The organism is Paenibacillus turpanensis, assembly GCF_011421635.1.
Taxonomy (GTDB): domain Bacteria; phylum Bacillota; class Bacilli; order Paenibacillales; family YIM-B00363; genus Paenibacillus_AK; species Paenibacillus_AK turpanensis.
The window spans coordinates 277,252-298,724 of the sequence record NZ_WTLI01000002.1 but is presented as its reverse complement, the minus strand read 5'-3'; the positions used below and the strand labels follow the sequence as shown (position 1 = coordinate 298,724).

Sequence of the window (21,473 nt, the reverse complement as noted above, 5' to 3'; positions counted from 1 at the left end):
TGAAACGAATGGGAGAGGCAATAGTCGTCACCTCAGGCAAGGGCGGTGTAGGGAAAACGACCTCATCGGCCAACATCGGCACAGCCTTGGCGCTGCTCGGTAAAAAAGTATGCATGGTCGATACAGATATCGGCCTGCGTAATTTGGATGTGGTCATGGGGCTGGAAAACCGGATCATTTATGATCTGATTGATGTGGCGGAAGGTCGCTGCCGTTTGCCGCAAGCGCTTGTTAAAGACAAGCGGTTCGATGAGCTGTATATGCTTCCGGCTGCGCAAACGAAAGACAAACACGCCGTAAGTCCCGATAAGGTTCGGGATATCGTGCTGGAGCTAAAGAAGGATTTCGAATATGTTATTATCGATTGTCCCGCAGGTATCGAGCAGGGCTTTAAAAATGCGGTTGCTGGAGCCGACAAGGCTATCGTAATTACAACACCGGAAAACGCAGCCGTTCGCGATGCCGATCGGATTATTGGGCTATTGGAGCAGGAACGTCATATCGAGCGTCCAAGACTCGTTATTAACCGCATTCGCCCTACAATGGTGAAAAAGGGAGAAATGCTCGATATCGACGAAATTTGCTCGGTATTAGCCATCGATCTGCTTGGTATTGTACCGGATGACGAATACGTCATTAAGGCCGCAAACAGCGGAGAGCCGACGGTTATGAATCCAAATTCCAAAGCTTCCATCGCCTATCGCAATATTGCCCGCCGCATTTTGGGAGATACGGTTCCCCTTATGCAAATCGAAGATCGGGGCGGCATGCTTCACAAACTGAAAAAGTTTTTTGGAGGATAGCAGTGTTCGACAAACTTAAAAAGCTCGATGTGCCGATGCTTGTCATCATGCTTATTTTCATGGGCTTCAGCACGCTTGTCATCCATAGCGCTACGATCAATACGCAGTTTGCAGGATATGATATGCATAATCTGCGGAACTACGGGCTTGGTTTTGTTGTGTTAATCGGCGTCAGCTTTTTTAATTACCGTCTCATGCTCAAAGCGTCTCCGTATATATACGGCATCGGCATTATACTGCTGGTCGCCGTTTATTTATTCGGAGTTGAAAAAAATAGCGCCAAAGGCTGGTTTAGTCTTCCCATGGGATTGGATGTGCAGCCGGCGGAGCTGGTGAAGCTGTTTATTATTCTGCTCTTAGCGTATTTTATAGCACGGCGGAAGGGCGATCAGCTAACCTTCTTTAAGGATATACTGCCGATCGGGCTGTTCGTTTTAGTGCCGTTCGTTCTTGTTCTGATTCAGCCTGACTTAGGAAATGCTGTAATCTATCTTGTTATCTTGGTCGGAATGCTGTGGATCGGCAACGTAAAATATACTCATGTGCTGATCGGCGTCGCAATTATTGCCGCAGGCATCGCCACCTTTCTCTACGTATTCCAAACCTATCACGATCCGATACAGCAGTATTTGGGAGAAAGGGGCTACGGGCATTGGGTAGCCCGAATTGATACTTTTATTAACCCGGAGAGTGCATCTTTCGACCAAGCGTATCAGGTGAATAACTCAATACGCGCGATTGGCTCGGGCTTGCTGCTTGGAGAAGGCTATCTGCTGGGCACCTCGGTGCATAAAGGCTTTATTCCTTATGCTTATTCGGATTCCGTCTTTGTCGTGATTGGAGAAGAATTTGGATTTGTCGGCAGCTCGGCTTTATTGCTGGTTTATTTCCTACTTATTTACCGAATGGTGCTCATCTCCATCCAATGCCGAGACCGGGCAGGCTCCTTTATTATTATCGGCATTATTTCAATGTTTGTGTTTCAAATATTTCAAAACATTGGGATGCTCATTGGAATTATGCCGCTTACGGGCATTACTCTGCCGTTTATAAGCTATGGTGGAACCTCGCTGCTCATTAACATGATGAGTATCGGGATCGTGATGAGCATCAAGATGCATCAGGAAAAGCCGCTTGAATATTAGACCGCCGTCTAATAAAAAATTGTCTTGCCAATGAGTGGATGTTGTTGTAGATTTATAAACAATTGAATTGCATGAACGGGGGCTTGATGAAGTCAGGCTGAGATAGCGGCCGTATGCCGCTGACCGTAAATCTGATCTGGGTAATGCCAGCGTAGAGAGCCGATGCATACGTACTTGTGTGCGAAAGTCCGCCTATTTGCTGGCGGGCTTTTTTTTCGTTTTCTCCCATGTCCCTAAGTGCATTCAAGAAAAAAACTGATTCGGGGAAGGAAGATGAAAGCAATGTCTAAGCAGGGAAATAAAAAGGGGTTAAAGCTAACGGATATTTTGGTGACGCTTGTCATCGGTGCGGTGTTCGGTGTCATCTATAAAGTATGGGGTCCGCTCTATTACTCCATTGAGCCACTAGGTCTGCATGTGAACCAGCTTATGTACGGTATGTGGTTTATAGCGTCGACGTTTGCATTTTTGATTATCCGCAAGCCTGGTGTTGCCATCCTAGCTGAAGTCGCCGCTGCACACATGGAATTTGTTTTTGGCGGTCAATGGGGGCTCCCGACGCTTATTTATGGTTTGCTGCAGGGGCTTGGCGCTGAAATTGCCTTTGCGCTGTTCCGCTACCGTTCGGCTTCCCTTGGCGTGGTGAGCTTAGCAGCAATCGGCTCCTGTATCGCCTCAATTTTTATCGATCAATATTACGGCTATATCGAAGCGCTCACCTTCTGGAATTACAGCTTGTTAGTCGGCTTCCGTGTGATCGGCAGTGTGCTGATTTCCGGCGTGCTCGCTTATTATCTTGCGAAGGCGGTCGAGAACACCGGCGTTACGAAGCTTGTGCGGCCGGCGTCGCGTGCCGATTACGATAAACTATGAGCCGAACAATATCAGCGAAGGTTGAAAACTTAAGACTGGCTTTTCCCGGGGAAGACTCCTTGCTGTTTAAGGGGTTATCCCTTTCCTTTTTTTCGGGAGAAAAGGTGCTGCTGCTTGGCCCGAGCGGCTGCGGGAAATCGACGCTGCTGCAGGTGCTAAGCGGGATAATTCCGAATTCCGTCGAGGTACCGATGAAGACGGATTCGATCCATGTGCCGGAAAAATCCGCCTACGTGTTTCAGGATCCGGACATGCAGTTCTGCATGCCCTATGCCGACGAGGAGCTTGCCTTTGTACTGGAGAATCTGGCGGTGCCGAAAGAGAGGATGGACGGGGAAATCAGAAGCCTGCTGAATAGGGTCGGTTTGCAGGATGTGGAGCCGCATACGCCGATATCCGTTTTTTCACAAGGGATGAAGCAGCGCCTTGCTGTTGCTTCCGCGATGGCCCTGGAGCCGGAGGTCCTTTTCTTGGATGAGCCGACTGCACTGCTTGATCCGGAAGGCACGACCCAGGTTTGGGATACGATTAAACGGACGGCAGAGCACCGGACGGTAATTATCGTCGAACATAAAATCGATGAGATTATCGAGTTCGTCGACCGCATCGTGCTGTTTTCTCCGCATGGGGAGGTGATTGCCGATGGTGGGCCGCAGAAGGTGTTTCTGGAGCATCGGGAGCAGCTTATGCAGTACGGCATTTGGTACCCTGGAGTATGGGAGGATTACTGGTTAAGACGCGTTTCGCCCCAACCTGTCTCCGGTAAGTTCACACAACAAAACAGAGAAGAATCCGGGCGTGAGATCCTTGAACTCAAAGACTTTTCCGGGAGGCGCGGTAAACGCGAGCTGATTCGTGTCGAGCACGCGGCCGTTAATCCAGCGGAATGGGTATGTATCACCGGTGTGAACGGGGCGGGAAAAAGCTCTCTGCTTCTATCCGTTATGAATTTGCTCCGCACGGAGGGCGTGTGCTTGCTCTCCGGGATGCCGCGGGGAAAGACGGAGCATGCGGCGAAGTATGCGGGTTACGTCTTCCAAAACCCGGAGCTGCAGTTTTTAACCAATTCCGTAGAGGAAGAAATTGCATACTCCTTAGAAGCAGATGGAGCAGAAAGGTCGGAGCGGGAACGGAAAACGGAAGCGCTGCTTGAACGGTTTGGGCTCAAAGTCCATCGCGGGCAGCATCCCTTTCAGCTGTCCACCGGGCAAAAACGGCGATTAAGCGTGGCCACCGCGCTTGTCCGGGAGCCTCAGCTGCTGCTTCTGGATGAGCCGACCTTTGGACAGGATGCGAAAAATACCTTCGCTCTGCTGGAAACGTTGGAGGGGCTTCGGCAGGGGGGAACCGCCATCCTGATGATAACCCATGACCCTGAGATCGTCCGCAGATTTGCCACTAGAGTTTGGCTTGTGCAGGAAGGGAAATTGGCGGCAGATGTAACTCCGGATGCCTACCAACTCTTACTGGAGGAAGAAAGGAGGGATGGCGGTGCAGCTCAGCTTCCCGCACAAGGAAACGTGGCTTCACAAGGTCAATCCGAGCATTAAGCTGCTTGCGCTAGTTATGATGTTCGTCGTTGTACTTCTTATTCATAACATAAATGTGCTGGCAAATGCTGTGGCCGGGCTGGCATTGTTTATATTTGTTGCCTCCGGTCATCCGGTGCACAGGCTTTTGCTGTACAGCTCTCCGTTCGTACTTTTGTTTGTTTCGACCTCTACCGGGATGATGATGTTCGGGGAAGGGACGACGACTTGGTTTCGATACGGACTGATTCATGTTACGGAAGAGAGCTTTTTTCGCGGTCTGCATCTTGGCTTCCGGGCACTCAGCTTTGCGTTTGCCGGCCTGTTGTTCGGATTGACGACGAAACCGGTCCTGTTGTTTTATTCTTTGATGCAGCAGTGTAAAGTGCCGGCTAAATACGCCTATGCTTTTTTGGCCGCGTTCCGGCTGCTGCCGATTATGCTGGAGGAATTTCAAGCGCTCCGGTATGCGATCAAAATACGCGGCCGCCGTCCGAAGCGCGGCTTCAGCCGATTCTACGAAACGATGCGGATGTACGCCGTTCCGCTTATGGCACAGAGCATCCGGCGTGCGCAGCGTACAGCCGTGGCCATGGAGGCCAAGCGTTTCCGTTCGGAACAAACTCGCACCTATTTTTATCATGTGGGCTTTTCCGCCCACGATGTTTGGTTTGCTGTCATTTTTACAGTTATATTTGCGGCGGCTTACTGGACCGGAACCGAGTGGCCGTACATTTCCATAACGGATGTTCGCTTGAAATAAGTGAAACCGAACATAATCCTCGAGGACAAGTCATAAAAATGTGAAAAAGGCTTGACCCTCAAGGAGGATGCTCGGAATGAATATTAAGGACAACGTTCGTAAACGCAGGCAGGACCGCATGCGCCAGCTTCAAGAAAACGCGGCCCGCTTTACTTCTACGCGTTCGTACGCCTCCGTGTCGGAACGGTACCCGCCGCATCATTCGGGAGCGGAGCTTCCGGCGAGGAGTCCGTTCGCTCCTCAAGCCGAGGACGAGCGGCTTAACGACCCGGAGTATGTATGGAAGCAGCGCGAAAAGCAATTATTCGGCGCTGAAGAGGAAGAATACCGTTCAGCAGGCGCCGGGGGCGATGCGGCAGACAGTGCAGCGGGCAGCACGTCGTGGTACGCTTCGTATGCGAGCGGTGCCGGATCGGGAAGCTATACGCCGCCTTATTATGCACCGCAGCGAAATGAGGAGCGGTGGAAGGAATGGAATACTCCCCCGACTGCAAAGCAGCTTCGCCTTAAGCTGATCATTTGCGCAGCTTTGTTCGGAGCGGTATGGCTGTTATTTCAATCGGAGCATCCTTATGCCAAAACTGTGCAGGGACATATTGAAACGGCGCTGAAGGAAGATATCCATTTTGATGAGCTGGCCGTATGGTATGAGGAGAACTTTAAAGGTGCGCCGTCGTTTCTGCCGGCCTTCCAGGAATGGACGAGCCGATTTTCTTCAAAGGCGGTATCCGCCAAAGAGACGGTATATTATGCTCCCGTGCTAGGCCGTATCACCGAAAGCTTTGCCGAGTCCGGCGAAGGCGTAAGTGTACAAACCGAACCGGGAGCGCCGGTTTCGGCGATGGACTCCGGGCGGGTTATATTTGTCGGTCAGACGGAGGCGACCGGTCTAACGGTCATTGTCCAGCATCCGAATTATATTCAGTCGGTTAGCGGTAATCTCGCTGCGGCGGATGTAAAGGTGAACGATTGGGTGAAGGGCGGACAGCAAATCGGTCTTATCGCCGCTGAAGGTGCACAACCGTTTTATTTTGCTGTCAAAAAACACGATCAATATTTTGACCCGAGCGGAGTGATCCCGTTTGATTAATATTGCCGGCATCCGGTTCCGGTTTCATCCGTTGTTTGTCATGATGGCCGCTTTGTCGATGCTGACAGGATTTTTTATGGAGCTGATAACACTTTTCGGCATCGTGCTCATTCATGAGCTGGGCCATGTGGCGGCAATGCGGGGCTTCGGTTGGCGAGTTCGGGAGATCCAGCTGCTCCCGTTCGGCGGCGTTGCGGAAACGGAGGAAAGCGGCGGAAGTATGCCGGTCTGGGAAGAAATTGTGGTGGCACTTGCGGGACCGGCGCAAAACGTGCTTATGATCGGACTCGCTTGGTGCCTTCAGGCCGCCGGATGGTGGGGGGCGGAGTGGACCGCCTATTTTATACAGGCGAATGCTTTAATCGCTTTATTTAATTTGCTGCCGGTTCTGCCGCTGGACGGGGGGAAGCTGATGCAGTCCTTTCTCTCGCTTTGGCTGCAGTACTACCGTGCATTATGGTTGTCCGTCTGGATCAGTATCATCATCAGCGCAGGAGTGCTTGGTTACGGATGTTATCTGTGGCTGACACAGGGACTGCCTTTGAACGTAATGGTGATCGCATTGTTTTTGATTTATTCCAATTATTATAATTGGCGGAACATTCCGTACTACTTTTTCCGTTTTTTGCTCGGAAGAGAGGTTCGCGTGAAGGAATGGATCGCCCGCGGTGTCGTAGCCCAGCCGATCGCCGCTTCACAGGACAGGCCGATGAAGGATATCGTGCGGCTGTATATGCGGGAAAGGATGCATTTTGTATACGTTTTTAATGATATGGGCAATGTACAGAAGGTGCTGCCGGAGCAGCGGTTGACCGCCGGATTTATGAACGGCAAGCCGGGAAGTGCAGTTTCCGATCTTTTCAGGTAAAATAGATGGAATGAAAAGTTATCGGAACGCATGGAAGCGAGGTGTCTCCACATGAAACGGATTGCGGTTCATTACGACAATGGAACGACCAGCGTGGCGTTATTGGAGGAAGGCAGGCTGACGGAGTTTTACGCCGAGAGGCCGGATTCAAAGCAGCTGGTCGGTAATATATACAAAGGCAAGGTTGTTAATATTTTGCCTGGGATGCAGGCGGCCTTTATTGATATCGGATTGGAAAAGAACGCGTTTCTTTATGTCGATGATTTGCTTCCGGCCCATCTCGAAAAGCAGCCGAAAACAAAGCCGGATATTTCCGAGCTTGTTACGCTGGAGCAGGAATTAGTCGTACAGCTGATGAAAGAGCCGCTTGGAACGAAGGGAGCTCGCGTAACGACGCATTTCGCTCTTCCGGGCCGGTGGCTTGTTTATATGCCGGAGGCTGATTATGTTGGGATTTCGCGTAAGATCGAATCCGAAACGGAGCGGGTCCGTCTCAAAAAATGCGGAGATGCCGTTAGACAGCCGGGGGAAGGATTGATTCTCCGTACCGTAGCGGAAGGTGAATCCGAGGAAGCGCTGCACGCCGACATTTCCTTTTTACGTGATTTATGGGGGCAAATCGTGCGGAAAGCGGAGAAGGAAAAGCCGCCTTCTTTGTTGTATAGGGATCTTGATCTTGTTCCAAGGCTGATGAGGGATGTCTTTTCGGAGCGCATCGACGAGATGGTGCTTGATAATCGCCAGCAGGCAGAGGAAGCGCGGGTCTTCTTACGAGATATGGCTCCGGAGCTGGCTGATCGTATTAAAACCTACACGGAGAAGGTTCCTTTATTTGAGCAGTTCGGAGTAACGGCAGAGCTTGACCGGGTGCTGAAAAGAAGGCTGTGGCTGAAAAGCGGCGGTTATCTTGTCCTCGATCAGACGGAAGCGCTCACTGTTATCGATGTGAATACAGGAAAATATACAGGCAGCGATAATTTGGATGATACGGTGCTCCGCACCAATTTGGAGGCTGCGGAGGAAGCGGCGCGGCTGTTGAGGCTCAAAGATATCGGCGGGATTATCATCATCGATTTTATCGATATGCGCTACGAGGAGCATCGGCAGTCGGTCGTCGAGCGGCTGGAGCAGAAGCTCAAGCTGGACCGTACGAAGGCGATGGTCGTCGGCTGGACCGGCCTCGGACTGCTTGAGGTGACGCGCAAAAAGGTCCGCGAGCATATGGATCATCTGTTTTTCGAGCCGTGCCGGGCTTGCTCGGGAACAGGCAAGGTGCAGGTAAGAAGGTGAACAATACCAGGCATAAATCCTAAACAACCTCTTGCGGGTTGTTTTTTCATGTGCTATAATTCTCAGGTATGTTGACTTATACCGCACGGTTCAGGTTCAAGCAATGGGCATCTGCACATTCACCTGCTCCCGGCGAGTCCTAAATTGAGGGGGTGCACACATGTACGCAATTATCGAAACTGGCGGCAAGCAGTACAAGGTTCAAGAAGGTGACGTTCTTTTCATCGAGAAGCTTTTTGCAGGTGAAGGTGAAACGGTTACTTTTGATCAAGTTATCGCAGTATCCAAGGATTCCGGTCTGGTAGCGGGCTCTCCGCTCGTGGCTGGCGCATCCGTTACAGCGAAGGTTGAGAAGCACGGCCGCGGCGAGAAGATCATCGTTTTCAAATACAAAGCGAAGAAGAACTACCGTCGTAAGCAAGGTCATCGTCAACCGTACACTAAAGTTGTAATCGAAAAGATTCAAGCGTAATTGAGGGCTTTTCCGTGATACGGGTTACGATACATCGGAACAAACACGACCGATCGATTGACAGCTTTACGGTTGAAGGCCATGCGGATTACGCTGAGCACGGGAAGGATATCGTTTGCGCCGGTGTTACGGCGGTTACGTTCGGTACTGTGAATGCGGCGGAAGCGGTTGTTGGCGCTCACCTCGATGTGACGATGGCGGATGACGGCGGCTATTTGCGGGTGCAGGTTCCAATCCAGCTGGAAGCGGAGATGCGCATGAAAGTGCAGCTGCAGCTGGAAAGCATGGTTGTGATGCTCGAATCGATTCGGGAATCGTACGGATCATACATGAAAATTCAACAAAAAGATAGCTGAAGGAGGTAGACTACGATGTTGAAGCTGAATCTTCAATTTTTTGCATCGAAGAAAGGTGTAGGCTCGACGAAGAACGGACGCGACTCCAACCCGAAGTTTCTCGGCGTGAAGCGTGCGGACGGTCAAGCGGTAACAGCGGGCAGCATTCTTGTTCGTCAGCGCGGAACGAAAATTCATCCGGGCACGAACGTGGGTATCGGCTCTGACGACACGCTTTTTGCAAAAGTAGAAGGCGTTGTGAAGTTTGAGCGTTTGGGACGCGACCGTAAGAAAGTTAGCGTCTACCCAGCAGGCCAGGCTCCAGTAGCCGCTGCGGTTGAGAAATAAATCGTTGACGTCAAATCCGGCGAGAAATCGCCGGATTTTTTTGTATTGCACTATTTTTTGACAATAAGTGCAGGGGTATGTTTCAATGAGAAGAAAATCGGACGAACGTTCTGTTTCTAGGAGACGTGATGTTGTGGAAAAACCAAGTAACGAAATGGACCAGTGGATCCGTCTTATGGATTATCAGCGCCATGAATGGATGAACGACCTTCAGGTGTTATTCGGATATGTGCGTCTAAAGAAATTTGATAAGTTGCCCGATGTTGTGGAAAAACTAAAACATAAAGCGAGCCAAGAAAGTAAAATGACAAAGTTGGGTGTGCCGGAGCTTGTGAAGGAGCTGCTTTTGTTCCGAATGAACTGCCAGACGCTCGACCTGTTTGTTGAATCGGAGGGACAGCTGAATATATCGGGGCTTATGATCGATGCGGCATCGTTGACCCGTACGATTATGACGGCGCTGGAATGCTTCGGAGCGGCTGCGCGTATGGCTGAAGAAGGAAAGCCTCAGCTGCAGCTGCAATTTGTGGACAAGCCGGAAGAGGGTTTTGAAATTCGCTTCCAGTACTCTGGTGATTACCATTTGCCAACGCTTCACGATGGGCTTGGGGATTCGCTTCGAGTGTTCGAAAGTGAACGCGGCGGGTATTTCAAGCTGGATTATCGGGACGTCAGTGTGGACGTGGTGGTCGGAGCTTTGTCAGCGGTTTAAAAGAATGGCTTGCTATTTTTGCTTGATACATAATGGGGTGGAATCATGTTCGTAGATAAAGCGAAAATCTATGTAAAAGGTGGCGACGGCGGGGACGGGATCGTATCGTTCCGGCGCGAGCTGTATGTTCCGGAAGGAGGTCCGGCTGGCGGAGACGGCGGCGATGGCGGTGATGTGATCTTCCGCGTTGACGAGGGGCTTCGTACTCTTGTCGATTTCCGCTACCAGCGCCACTTTAAGGGCGAGCGCGGTGAGCGCGGCAAGGTGCAGGGTATGCACGGCGCCAACGCGAAGGACTCCGTTATCCGCGTACCGCCGGGCACAGTGGTCGTAGACGATGACAGCGGCGAAATTTTAGCGGACTTGACCCGGCACGGTCAAGAGATCATCATCGCGCGCGGCGGAAAAGGCGGCCGGGGCAACATTCGTTTTGCGACAGCGAAGGATCCGGCGCCGCATATTGCCGAGAAAGGCGAAGACGGCCAAGAGCGCTGGGTAACGCTTGAGCTGAAGGTGATGGCGGATGTCGGTCTTGTGGGCTTCCCGAGTGTCGGCAAGTCTACGCTGCTTTCCGTCGTTTCGGCGGCGAAGCCGAAAATCGGCGCATATCATTTTACAACGCTGACGCCGAATTTAGGGGTCGTTGATTTGGATGAGGGAGTCAGCTTTGTTATGGCTGACTTGCCTGGGCTGATCGAAGGGGCGCATGAAGGCGTCGGACTCGGTCATGAGTTTTTGCGCCATGTCGAGCGCACGCGGGTTATTGTGCATGTGGTGGACATGTCGGGTACGGAAGGCCGTGATCCGTTCGAGGACTGGCTTAAAATTAACGAGGAGCTGCGGCTTTACAACCCGAAGCTGGCGGATCGTCCGCAAATCGTGGCGGCAAACAAAATGGATATCCCGGATGCAGAGGTCCATATGGAGTTCTTTAAAGAGCGCTTAGCCGAACAAGGGATGGAATGTGAGATTTTCCCGATTTCGGCAGCGACCAATCAGGGGATTCAGGCGCTTTTGTACCGCGTGGCGAAGCTGCTGGAAGAAACACCAGAGGTTCCGGAGCTGGAAGAAGTGGCCGATCTAGCGGAACGTAAGGTGTACAAGTTTGAAGAGGATCAGGATGATTCCTTCACCATCCGCCGTGAAAATGAAATTTTTGTGGTGGAGAGTCCGCGGATTGAACGGATGCTGAAACGGATGAAATTCGGTTCTCACGAAGCCGCTATGCGGTTTGCCAATATCGTTCGCCGGATGGGTGTGGACAATGAGCTTCGGAAACGCGGGGCAACGGACGGCACGATCATTCGCATCGGTGAAGTGGAATTTGAATTTGTAGATAAAGCATAGAGAGATAATATAACAACAATGCAGTGATTTTGAACCTTACATCATTTTGGTGTAAGGTTTTTTCGTGTTTTTATAGGGTTCTTTTTGAATAAACGTTGAATATAGAATATAATGTTATATTATATAACATTAATTTCACAAGGGTACAGAGAGGAGGTGCGGTAATGCTGCGTTGGCTAAAGGAAATCCTTAATAAGGGAAGAGATAACCCGCTGACTTATGCAGAAGCTTCAGAGGCGGCGGCTTCGATTGCTTCGGGCGAAAGCTCGGATATTCAGGCAGCAGCCTTTTTGATTGCAGAAAGAATGAAGGGTGAATCCCCGGAAAGTGTTGCCGCATTTCTTGAGGTGTTTCGCGGCTATTCGATTAGTGTTAAACGCTCCCCAACGACGATTTGTATTGCCGGAAGTGCGGAGAGCGGAACTTACTTTCCTTTAACCCTGGCGATTTGTATGATGACCGCAAGCGTCGGCATGTCCTACGTAGTAACCGGTACGGAACAAAGGCCTTCCGGCGGACAACTAAAGGGAAGCGGCGCAGTGGGCGCTTCCGGCAAAGAATGCGCCGGAGTCTGGGAACGAATGCTCAAGGATACTCGCATGGTATATATCGATATCGAAACATACTGTCCTCCGCTCCAGCATCTTCGGGCGATTCGAGGGGAGCTGGGGATCGCAACGCTGTTAAACACAGTCGAGAAAATGCTGAATCCATTTTCTTCACAGCATGCGCTTATCGGTGTGGAGGACGCCAATGAGACACTGCGGCTGCAGCCGCTGCTTACTTCGGCAGGCTTTGAAAGCGGCTATTTGGTGAATGGGCTGGGCGGGACCGAGGTGCTGCCGCTGGATCGGATCACTCAAATCCGTAAAGTGACTGTGTACGGTGACGAGACAACCTATATTGACCCGGATTTGTTCGGCTTTGGCAAGAAACAGCCTTTGGCTTTGACGGATCAGTCCCTAATGCCGAGTCTTGAACGTATTTTACAGGGGGAAGAAGACGGGGAGCTTATACAATTGCGGAATTATCTCATTTTTAATGCCGGGCTGCGTTTGTATTGGTTTGAGCGGGTAAACTCCTTCGAGGAAGGCTTTATGCTGGCCAAGTCGCTGCTTCAACGGAAGTCGGCGGCGAAATCATTCCGCAGGTGGCTCGACTTGTCTTCAAGCAGGTGAGGCACCTGTGACAAAACCTCCGATGTTTCGATATAATCGAAGCATCGGATTTTTTTAGGCCGCCTATTGCGGTGAGACCATATTTTCATTATAATGTCTATCATACACGTACAAAAGTCTCTTTGGAGAGGACGCAATTCGATGCAGGGGAAAGAGCGTTATATGTTGGTTCGAGAGGACTTGCTTCCGGATGCTTTGGTGAAGACCTTGGATGCCAAGGAACTGCTTGCCCGCGGGGAAGTGGATACGATTCACGAAGCAGTAGAGCGGGTCGGATTGAGCCGCAGCGCATTTTATAAATATAGGGACGGGGTCTTCCCTTTAACCAAGCTAGATAAGGAAAGATTAGCGACGATTTCCATGGATTTAGAGCACCGTTCAGGTATTTTGTCCAAGGTGCTTTCACTAATTGCAAAGCACGAGGCGAACGTGCTTACCATTAATCAGACCATACCGCTTCAAGGAATGGCGAATGTGGTCATTTCGGTGGAAACCTCGGCCATGGCCTCGCCGCTCGCCGGCTTAATTGATGCCGTTCGTGGCGTTGAAGGGGTCAGAAGGGCAGCAATTATCGGACAAGGATAGATGATATGGAGGGAGAGAAGTATAGATGAAACCGATTAAAGTTGGTTTGTTAGGCTTAGGAACGGTAGGAAGCGGCGTCGTACGAATTGTAGAGAATCATCAGGACGATTTGCAGCGCCGCATTGGAGCGCCTGTTGTCATTGAAAAGGTTTTGGTAAGAGATTTGAATAAGGCTCGGAATATAGGGGTCAGTCCACAGAAGCTGACCGATGACCCATGGAGTATTGTTAATGACGAATCGATCGATGTTATAGTCGAGGTCATGGGCGGCGTAGGTCTTGCGAAAGAATGCATTATGGCTGCGCTCGAGCAAGGCAAACAAGTGGTCACAGCCAATAAAGACTTGATGGCGCTTCACGGCGGAGAAATTTTGCACAAAGCGGCGGAAAACAACTGCGACGTGCTTTATGAAGCGAGCGTTGCTGGTGGAATTCCGATTATCCGTGCTTTGGCGGAGGGGCTGGCATCCGACCGCATTACGAAGATGATGGGGATTGTGAACGGAACGACGAACTATATTTTAACGAAGATGAGCAAGGAAGGCGCTGAATATTCCGAGGTATTGAAGGAAGCGCAGGCGCTCGGATATGCGGAAGCAGACCCGACCTCGGATGTGGAAGGCTTGGACGCGGCCCGTAAAATGGCGATTTTGGGGACGCTGGGCTTCCGGATGCAGGTCGATCTGGATGAAGTTGATGTACGCGGAATTTCCAAGGTTACCAAGGAAGATATTTTGTATGGAAAGCGGCTTGGCTATGAGGTGAAGCTGCTCGGCATTGCGGAATGTCAGGATGGCGGCATTTCGATCTCGGTTCAGCCGACGATGGTGAAGCAATCGCATCCGCTTGCATCGGTTAACGGAGTGTTTAACGCCGTTTATGTATACGGGGAAGCGGTAGGGGAAACGATGTTCTATGGTCCGGGAGCGGGCGAGCTGCCCACAGCGACTTCGATCGTGGCGGACTTGGTGGAAGTCGGCAAAAATTTGCAGTTTGGCGTTAACGGCCGATATGTTTTCCTTCCTTACAAGGAAAAGCAGCTGATGTCCGATGAGCGGATCATCTCCAAGTATTTCCTGCTGCTGCATGTTGAAGACAAGGCGGGTGTGCTTGCCCAAATTACCCAAACCTTTGCAAAGCATGAAGTAAGCCTCGAATCTGTGCTGCAGCAGCCGAATCCGGATAATCCGAGTGCGGAAATCATCATCATAACGCATGACGCTGTAAAATCGGCGATGGCTGAAGTAATGAAGGATTTGTCTACGATGAAAGATGTTGTGAATGAAATAAAAAGCGTATATCGCGTAGAAGGGTGAGGAAACACATAATGAGATATCAGGGATTGCTGCAAACATATAAGTCTTTTTTGCCGGTGAATGAAAATACGCCATTGCTTACGCTCCAAGAAGGCAATACGCCGCTTGTGCGGGCGGAAAATCTTTCGGAACAGCTGGGCTTGGATTTGTACTTCAAATATGAAGGATTGAACCCGACCGGATCCTTCAAGGACCGCGGCATGGTTATGGCGGTGGCCAAAGCAATGGAGGAAGGAAGCCGCACGATCATGTGCGCATCGACAGGCAATACGTCGGCGGCAGCGGCGGCCTATGCGGCACGCGGTGGGCTTTCCTGCATCGTGCTCATTCCGAACGGCAATATTGCGCTCGGAAAGCTGGCGCAGGCGATTATTTACGGGGCGAAGGTCATTGCCATTGAGGGCAATTTTGACCGCGCGCTTGAAATTGTTCGAGATATTACGGCGAAGCATCCGATCACACTTGTGAACTCGGTCAACCCGTACCGGATCGAAGGCCAAAAAACAGCAGCGTTCGAGGTATGCGATCAGCTCGGCAAAGCTCCGGATTATTTGGCGATTCCAGTCGGCAATGCGGGCAATATTTCGGCGTACTGGAAAGGCTTCAACGAATATAAGGCGGCGGGCAAATCCGCTTCCCTGCCAAAGATGCTCGGCTTCCAGGCCGAAGGCTCGGCAGCGCTTGTACGCGGAGAACCGATTGCCGATCCGCAAACGCTGGCGACGGCGATTCGTATCGGTAACCCGGCTTCTTGGAAAACGGCGGTTGCCGCATATCAGGAATCGCAAGGCCGTGTGGATAGTGTAACGGACGATGAAATTGTAGAAGCGTACCGCCTGATGGCATCGCGTGAGGGGATTTTTGCCGAGCCGGCATCTGCGGCTTCCTTGGCGGGTGTGCTGAAGCTTCATAAAGAAGGGTATTTCAGCCGCGGCCAGTCTGTCGTTTGCGTGTTGACAGGGCATGGCTTAAAGGATCCTAATATCGCGATTAAGAGCGTTCAGGCCGAACCGGTGGTTGTAAAGGATAACGAACAAGCCGTTATGGATGCGATCAGCCAGCTGGAAGGAGCGGCTTCCCGATGACGGCCGTCAGCGCGGTCAAGCCGGGGCTGCGGGTTTGCGCTAAGGTGCCGGCCAGCACCGCAAACCTGGGTCCCGGATTTGACGCGCTGGGGATGGCGTTAGAGCTGTATGCGTGGGTGGAGATGGAAGCGGCGGAAACGACGCGCATCACGCTCGTGGGCGATCAGCTCGAAGGGATTCCGACGGATAAATCGAACTTAATTTATAAAGTGGCACAGCAGGTGTTTGCGCGTGCCGGCGTATCGGTGCCGGAGCTGGATATTTCTATTCGCAGCGACATCCCGCTGACGAGAGGGCTCGGGAGCAGCGCAGCGGCCATCGTTGGCGGAATGGCGGCCGCCAATGCACTGATCGGCAGTCCGCTTAGCGATGACGATTTGTTCCAGATGGCGGCTGCTTTAGAAAAGCATCCCGACAATGTCGGGGCGGCCGTATTCGGCGGCATCGTCGTTGCGGCGGTTAACGGGGAACGCGCAGAGCTAATCCGGATCGAGCCGCCTGAGGCTCTCGGAGCGCTGGTCATCGTTCCTCAGTTTGAGCTGGCAACGGAGAAAGCGCGCGAGGTTCTGCCGCGCACGCTGTCGCTGCCGGACGCCGTCTTTAATGTCGGCCATGCGTCGCTGCTCGTTGCCGCGCTTGCTTCCGGCCGCCTGGACCGTGTCGCAGGCGCGATGAAGGATCGTATTCATGAGCCGTTCCGCGCCTCCTTAGTTCCGGGGTTGACGGAGGTGCTGGAGGGTGCCGTTGCGAACGGCGCCATCGGCTCGGCGTTAAGCGGTGCGGGACCAACGGTTTTGACCCTTATCGATCATTCGAAGGGGGAAGAGCAGCTGCAGCGCCTTGAGCAATTTTTGCTCGGCACCATGGATGCGCAAGGAATTGCATGCGAGAAGATGCTGCTCAAGCCGTGTCGGGAAGGGGTAACAGTTACGTCCTTGCCGGGTAAGCAGCCCCTGTCCGGAGTGAGCGAGGGGGGCGCCAAGCAATGATTCGTTACTCGTATTTAGGCCCGGGAACGTTCTCCGAGGAGGCTTCCCGGAATTTATTTGGCAGCCTGGATACCGAGGCGGTCGCCTGCAAGCATATCGCCGATGTTTTCGGCGCAATACTTGACGGCCGCGTAGAATATGCGGTCGTACCGATAGAGAATACCATTGAGGGCTCTGTCAGCCTGCATTTGGACTGGCTTGTCCATGAGGTGGATATTCCTATCCAAGCGGAATGGGAATATCCGATTTCAATGAATTTACTCGGCCTGGGCAAGGAAGATTCCCTCTCGCGGATTCGCAAAGTGATCAGCCATTCGGTAGCTTATACCCAGTGCCGAACATTTTTGCGTGAGGTTATTCCGCAGGCGGAATTTGAAGCAGCCAGCTCGACGGCTGAGGGAGCACGGATCGTAAAGGAGCTTGGCGACCCGGAGGTAGCCGCGATCGGCGTTGCTTCCGCAGCGTCCCTATACGGTCTAAACATGATTGTCCCGAATGTTCAGGATCATCAAAACAATTACACGCGCTTTGTGGTGATCGGCAACAAGCCGCTTCCAGAAGGTCTGCCGCGTGAGCCGGTAAAATGGAAAACGACAATCCTTGTCATTCCGCCGGAAGATGTTCCGGGTTCCCTGCATCAGGTGCTTTCCGCCTTTGCTTGGCGGCGGATCAACCTGAGTAAGCTGGAATCCAGACCGACGAAGAAGAAGCTGGGCAATTACTATTTTTACATAGATATCGAAGCTGCTTTAGACGAGGTGCTGCTGCCAGCGGCGTTTAGCGAGATTCAAGCTTTGGGCTGTCAGGTTCGTCTGATGGGCTCCTATCCCGCATACGGCTCCGGTGTGTAAGCTCGAAGACAGCAGCTGTAAACATATTCAGAGGGGTGCGACAATGGCGCAAATTATTTATTTGGACGGACAATTTGTTTCGAAGGAAGAAGCAAAGGTATCCGTTTATGATCATGGCTTTCTATATGGCGACGGTATTTTTGAAGGAATTCGTATTTATAACGGAACGATTTTCAAGTGTAAAGAGCATTTGAAGCGCCTTTACGATTCCGCTAAATCGATTATGCTTGATATTCCTTTGACGTTGGAGGAGATGCAGGATGCGCTCGTGGAGACGATTCGCCGTAATGAGCTTCGTGACGGTTATATCCGTCTCGTTGTTTCCCGCGGCCCGGGGGATTTGGGACTTGATCCGCGCCGTTCTCCGAAAGCAAGCGTCATTATCATCGTGGAGCAGCTTGCCATTTATCCGGAAGAAGCGTACCGCAACGGGTTAAAATCGATCTCGGTATCTCCGCGCCGTAACATCCCGGATGCGCTCAATCCGAAAATCAAATCGCTCAACTATTTAAATAATATTTTGGTCAAAATCCAAGCAAACCTGGCAGGAGTAGGCGAAGCGATCATGCTGAACTCCCAGGGCTATGTGGCGGAAGGCTCCAGCGATAACATTTTTATTATTAAAAATGGGATTGTGTACACGCCGCCGACTTATCTTGGCGCTCTTGAGGGAATTACACGCGGAGCGATTATGGAAATTTGCGAGCGCGTCGGCTACCGTCTAAAGGAAGAGCCATTTACGCTGCATGACGTTTATGTGGCGGATGAAGTGTTTTTTACCGGTACAGCGGCAGAGGTTATCGCCGTGCGTGAAGTGGATGGACGTGTGATCGGCAGCGGACAAGCCGGTCCGATTACGACGCATTTGCTGAAAGAATTCCGCTCGATCGTCGATAAAGACGGCGTAAAGGTTTACGAGTAAGATTCCAGCTTAATAGAGAAGCTTTACAGTAGTCCCCTTTGCCGTTTCTCGGTGAAGGGGATTTTTATGTTGACCGAGCATTCTTTCAGGTGGCCTGACAAAAATTGGCTTGTCCGGGGTGGTTTTTGTAAAAAAATATGGGTGAACTGCCCAAATGCCGCATAAACATGTAATGCCAAGGATGTAGCAGGCGGCGGGCCGGCTATTGCATACCTAGAAGGAGGTTCAGATCGAGTGAAAATTCATATGGTGAAACAAGGGGAAACCCTGAACAGCCTGATCGAAAAATATAATGTGGATTTGGAGAAGCTTGTTGCAGCCAATCCACGGCTGGAGAATGAGGAGCAGCTAGTACCTGGCATCAAGGTGAAGATTCCTTCTGCACCGGTTGTCATGACAGCTCCAGCAGCAGACGATTCCGAAAAGCTGGAGAATGCGACACCTGCTGACGTACCGGCTGAAGTGTCTGCCGAGGTACCAGCGGAGGCGGTTCAAGCCCTGGAAGCGGCGGAAAATGCGGAAACCAATGTGTCTCCTATAGAGGCCGCTGCCGTCGAAAATGTACAGCCGGTGGCCGAAGAAGCTCCGGCAGCTCCCGTCGAAGAGGTGAAAGAAGTGCTATCTGAGGCGGCAGAGGCTGCGGCAAATCTTTCTCCTTCGGCGCAGGTCAAGAAAGCTGTTGAAGGTGCGGCCAATGTACTGTCGAATGCCGCGAAAGAGAAAGCGGATCAGTTTATGTCGCCGCTTCATGTTACACTTCCTGAAGCTCCCGCTGCTCAGCCGGAAGCACAGCATCCGTTTCAGCAGTTCCAAATGCCAGCCGTACCTGTGGCGAATATGGCCGATTATCCGAACCTATTCATGCCTTATTCCTATCCGGGAGCAGGAGTTCCGCAGGAAACGGCGGGTTATGCGCCGTATTCCTCGCAGGCTCCATATCCGGAAGAGTGGATGAATGCGCCGTACACGCCGGCTTATCCTGTACAACAACAAAAGGAGCCCTGCTCGGATTGTGGACATCCGCTGGGTACGTATGCATATCCGATGGAGGAAGAGAATGCTCAGGCGTGGTACGGTTATGCCAATCCGCTTCCGCCAAATCCTTATCCATCCTATCCTAGCTCCCCTGGCTATCCGGGAATTGGCGCGCCCACTGCCGCGTACGCATCGCCATATTACCCGCAGGAGCTAGGCGATCCGGGCTATCCTAACGCTTATGCTATGCCATCCGCGTATGGCTGGGGACTTCCCGGAACGCAGCCGTTCCCGGAGCAATCAAACCCGGCTGCGGCAGAGCCTGTTACAAAGGCGGGAGTACGCGGAGACCAGGAAGAATCCATCGATGAAGCGACCGCTTCCGGCGCAATCAGCGCTCCGGAAATGGCAGCATTGAATACAGGGAAAACCACGGCTAAAGCGAAACCGGTAAAGGCTCGTGCAAAAAAGAAAACCAAGTCAAGAACGATTGTGAGAGTGAGATCGGCGTACAGCAATAAAGCCGCTTCCCGCCGTGAAACAGAAGTTAAGCGTACAATGATCAACAGACCTTGGCTTAACCAATAAAAAACGTATAATTCCCCTCCGGCTGGTTAACCTAGGTATTAAATTAGGAGATTACACCAGTCAGAGGGGATTGGTTTATGATTATATTTGATCTATGGAGGCAAATACGAAAGCGTCTGCGGGCAAAACGAAAGTGGTTTGGTCTCGCTCTATGGGCGATCGTTTTTGCTATAGGCAGCTGGGGCTACTCCTCCTTAATGAATGAGGAACAGGCCGCCCGAATGGTGATGCAGCATATAAACACCCCATCGGTTGACCCGAAGGAGGAAGACTGGATGGCTGCTCTCCGCAAGCAGCAGGGGCCGGTGGACGTAACCCTGCGAAGGCTGTATGTGTGCGGCGAAGAAACGATTCAGCTGGGAAGCAAGCAGCCGAGCCAAATTATGGCGTTGTATGAGCAAAATCCGGGCTGGGAAGGCGTTCTAGTCGATGAAAACACATTCGTGTTTAAAGAACGCATCGAAGATTTATCGCCTCGCTGCAAGGAAGCGGCCTATATTGGGGTAGACCGCGACGGAAACTTGACTCTGTTTGACGGACCGCCTCAAGAGGACCACGCGGTGCGAACCTTTTTTCAACTGAATATCGAGCATTTGGAAAGCAGTTTGCCAAAGGAAATGGTACGACAGCTGCAGGAAGGAATACGGATTAGTGATCTCGCGGAATACAACAGCGTGCTTTCGACGTTTAGCTCGTTTGCAGCGGAACAAACTGAAAAAGTAATGAAACCCAGTCTATGAAGGCTGGCGGAAGTAAAAATAGTCTGCCGAGGCAGGCTATTTTTTTGTGCCCTGAATCGCTGCCCCGTTTTTTAGGACCGAGTGAGCCTTTCCTATCCCCAGTCACGATGGTATACTGTTACGAGAGAATACATATGTTCGCGTTAGGAGAGGAAACGTTGCGGATTTTGGGAATCGATCCGGGCTTGGCGATCGTCGGCTTCGGTTTTATCGACAAGCTCGGGAGCCGACTCGTGCCGATACAATATGGATGCATTCGAACGGAAGCGCATACCGAACAAACGGTCAGGCTGAAGGAAATTTATGAATCGGCGGTACAGCTGATTGAAACGTACAAGCCCGATGCGGTTGCAGTCGAAAAGCTGTTTTTTAACAAAAATGTGACTACTGCGTTGTCGGTCGGCGAAGCGAGAGGCGTGATCTTGCTTGCTGCCGTGCAAAAAGGGCTGCCGATTGCGGAATATACACCGCTTCAGGTTAAGCAAGCGATTGTCGGATACGGACGCGCGGAAAAAAAGCAGGTCCAGGAAATGGTGCGGATGTTTTTGCATCTGGTCGCTGTTCCGAAGCCGGATGATGTGGCGGATGCCTTGGCGATCGCCATTTGTCATGCACACACGTCCAATTTTACCGACAAGCTGGAACGTTCGAAAAAATAAACATAGACGGC

At 51.7% G+C, this 21,473-nt stretch carries 23 protein-coding genes and 1 riboswitch; all 23 genes read left to right on the top strand.

The window, feature by feature from the left end:
* The first annotated feature begins 8 nt into the window (after window positions 1-8).
* The 23 genes from minD to ruvC all read left to right on the top strand — a co-directional run bounded on the left by minD (window position 9) and on the right by ruvC (window position 21,462).
* Window positions 9-803, top strand: coding sequence for a septum site-determining protein MinD (gene minD, locus GQS10_RS02990; RefSeq protein ID WP_166238839.1), 795 nt, complete (start codon window positions 9-11; stop codon window positions 801-803).
* A gap of 2 nt (window positions 804-805) precedes the next feature.
* The gene (locus GQS10_RS02985) at window positions 806-1,948 is read left to right on the top strand and encodes an FtsW/RodA/SpoVE family cell cycle protein (RefSeq protein WP_166238837.1); all 1,143 of its coding nucleotides are present in this window, start codon (window positions 806-808) and stop codon (window positions 1,946-1,948) included.
* Between the two features lie 65 nt (window positions 1,949-2,013).
* A riboswitch (TPP riboswitch) is annotated at window positions 2,014-2,125 on the top strand.
* A 105-nt stretch (window positions 2,126-2,230) separates the two neighbouring features.
* Complete coding sequence (locus tag GQS10_RS02980; RefSeq protein WP_243734904.1) at window positions 2,231-2,821, top strand: ECF transporter S component; 591 nt, start codon at window positions 2,231-2,233, stop codon at window positions 2,819-2,821.
* Entirely contained in the window at window positions 2,818-4,371 is a 1,554-nt protein-coding gene (locus GQS10_RS02975; RefSeq protein WP_166238833.1) for an ABC transporter ATP-binding protein, read from the top strand. Before GQS10_RS02980 ends, GQS10_RS02975 begins: the two co-directional genes overlap by 4 nt.
* On the top strand, window positions 4,313-5,113 hold the full coding sequence (locus GQS10_RS02970; protein ID WP_166238831.1) for a CbiQ family ECF transporter T component: 801 nt from the start codon (window positions 4,313-4,315) through the stop codon (window positions 5,111-5,113). The genes GQS10_RS02975 and GQS10_RS02970 overlap by 59 nt, the downstream gene beginning before the upstream one ends.
* Window positions 5,114-5,189: 76 nt before the next feature.
* A complete protein-coding gene (locus GQS10_RS02965) occupies window positions 5,190-6,203 on the top strand; it encodes a M23 family metallopeptidase (RefSeq protein ID WP_166238829.1) in 1,014 nt (337 codons plus the stop codon).
* Window positions 6,196-7,071 (top strand): M50 family metallopeptidase, encoded by an 876-nt coding sequence (locus GQS10_RS02960; RefSeq protein ID WP_243734903.1) that lies wholly within the window; start codon window positions 6,196-6,198, stop codon window positions 7,069-7,071. Before GQS10_RS02965 ends, GQS10_RS02960 begins: the two co-directional genes overlap by 8 nt.
* Window positions 7,072-7,122: 51 nt before the next feature.
* Window positions 7,123-8,361: an Rne/Rng family ribonuclease gene (locus GQS10_RS02955; RefSeq protein ID WP_166238827.1), complete on the top strand. Its 1,239-nt coding sequence runs from the start codon at window positions 7,123-7,125 to the stop codon at window positions 8,359-8,361.
* A 160-nt stretch (window positions 8,362-8,521) separates the two neighbouring features.
* Window positions 8,522-8,833, top strand: coding sequence for a 50S ribosomal protein L21 (gene rplU, locus GQS10_RS02950; RefSeq protein WP_166238825.1), 312 nt, complete (start codon window positions 8,522-8,524; stop codon window positions 8,831-8,833).
* A 14-nt stretch (window positions 8,834-8,847) separates the two neighbouring features.
* The gene (locus GQS10_RS02945; protein ID WP_166238823.1) at window positions 8,848-9,189 is read left to right on the top strand and encodes a ribosomal-processing cysteine protease Prp; all 342 of its coding nucleotides are present in this window, start codon (window positions 8,848-8,850) and stop codon (window positions 9,187-9,189) included.
* A gap of 15 nt (window positions 9,190-9,204) precedes the next feature.
* Window positions 9,205-9,516 carry a 50S ribosomal protein L27 gene (rpmA, locus tag GQS10_RS02940; RefSeq protein ID WP_166238821.1) on the top strand — a complete coding sequence of 104 codons (312 nt, stop codon included), beginning with the start codon at window positions 9,205-9,207 and terminating at the stop codon, window positions 9,514-9,516.
* Window positions 9,517-9,649: 133 nt separating this feature from the next.
* On the top strand, window positions 9,650-10,228 hold the full coding sequence (locus tag GQS10_RS02935; protein ID WP_341804998.1) for a Spo0B domain-containing protein: 579 nt from the start codon (window positions 9,650-9,652) through the stop codon (window positions 10,226-10,228).
* 45 nt (window positions 10,229-10,273) lie between these two features.
* Complete coding sequence (gene obgE / locus GQS10_RS02930; protein ID WP_166238817.1) at window positions 10,274-11,575, top strand: GTPase ObgE; 1,302 nt, start codon at window positions 10,274-10,276, stop codon at window positions 11,573-11,575.
* A gap of 164 nt (window positions 11,576-11,739) precedes the next feature.
* The gene (locus tag GQS10_RS02925; RefSeq protein ID WP_166238815.1) at window positions 11,740-12,753 is read left to right on the top strand and encodes an anthranilate phosphoribosyltransferase; all 1,014 of its coding nucleotides are present in this window, start codon (window positions 11,740-11,742) and stop codon (window positions 12,751-12,753) included.
* A gap of 141 nt (window positions 12,754-12,894) precedes the next feature.
* The gene (locus tag GQS10_RS02920) at window positions 12,895-13,338 is read left to right on the top strand and encodes an ACT domain-containing protein (protein WP_166238813.1); all 444 of its coding nucleotides are present in this window, start codon (window positions 12,895-12,897) and stop codon (window positions 13,336-13,338) included.
* A gap of 25 nt (window positions 13,339-13,363) precedes the next feature.
* Window positions 13,364-14,653, top strand: coding sequence for a homoserine dehydrogenase (locus tag GQS10_RS02915; protein WP_166238811.1), 1,290 nt, complete (start codon window positions 13,364-13,366; stop codon window positions 14,651-14,653).
* A gap of 11 nt (window positions 14,654-14,664) precedes the next feature.
* A complete protein-coding gene (thrC, locus tag GQS10_RS02910; protein ID WP_166238810.1) occupies window positions 14,665-15,738 on the top strand; it encodes a threonine synthase in 1,074 nt (357 codons plus the stop codon).
* A complete protein-coding gene (gene thrB, locus GQS10_RS02905) occupies window positions 15,735-16,727 on the top strand; it encodes a homoserine kinase (RefSeq protein ID WP_166238808.1) in 993 nt (330 codons plus the stop codon). The genes thrC and thrB overlap by 4 nt, the downstream gene beginning before the upstream one ends.
* Window positions 16,724-17,578, top strand: coding sequence for a prephenate dehydratase (gene pheA / locus GQS10_RS02900; protein ID WP_166238806.1), 855 nt, complete (start codon window positions 16,724-16,726; stop codon window positions 17,576-17,578). Before thrB ends, pheA begins: the two co-directional genes overlap by 4 nt.
* Before the next feature lie 43 nt (window positions 17,579-17,621).
* A complete protein-coding gene (gene ilvE / locus GQS10_RS02895) occupies window positions 17,622-18,500 on the top strand; it encodes a branched-chain-amino-acid transaminase (RefSeq protein WP_166238804.1) in 879 nt (292 codons plus the stop codon).
* A gap of 234 nt (window positions 18,501-18,734) precedes the next feature.
* Window positions 18,735-20,063 (top strand): LysM peptidoglycan-binding domain-containing protein, encoded by a 1,329-nt coding sequence (locus GQS10_RS02890; protein WP_166238802.1) that lies wholly within the window; start codon window positions 18,735-18,737, stop codon window positions 20,061-20,063.
* Between the two features lie 77 nt (window positions 20,064-20,140).
* Complete coding sequence (locus tag GQS10_RS02885) at window positions 20,141-20,803, top strand: BofC C-terminal domain-containing protein (RefSeq protein ID WP_166238800.1); 663 nt, start codon at window positions 20,141-20,143, stop codon at window positions 20,801-20,803.
* Window positions 20,804-20,961: 158 nt separating this feature from the next.
* Entirely contained in the window at window positions 20,962-21,462 is a 501-nt protein-coding gene (gene ruvC / locus GQS10_RS02880) for a crossover junction endodeoxyribonuclease RuvC (RefSeq protein ID WP_166238798.1), read from the top strand.
* The last annotated feature ends 11 nt before the right edge of the window (window positions 21,463-21,473 follow it).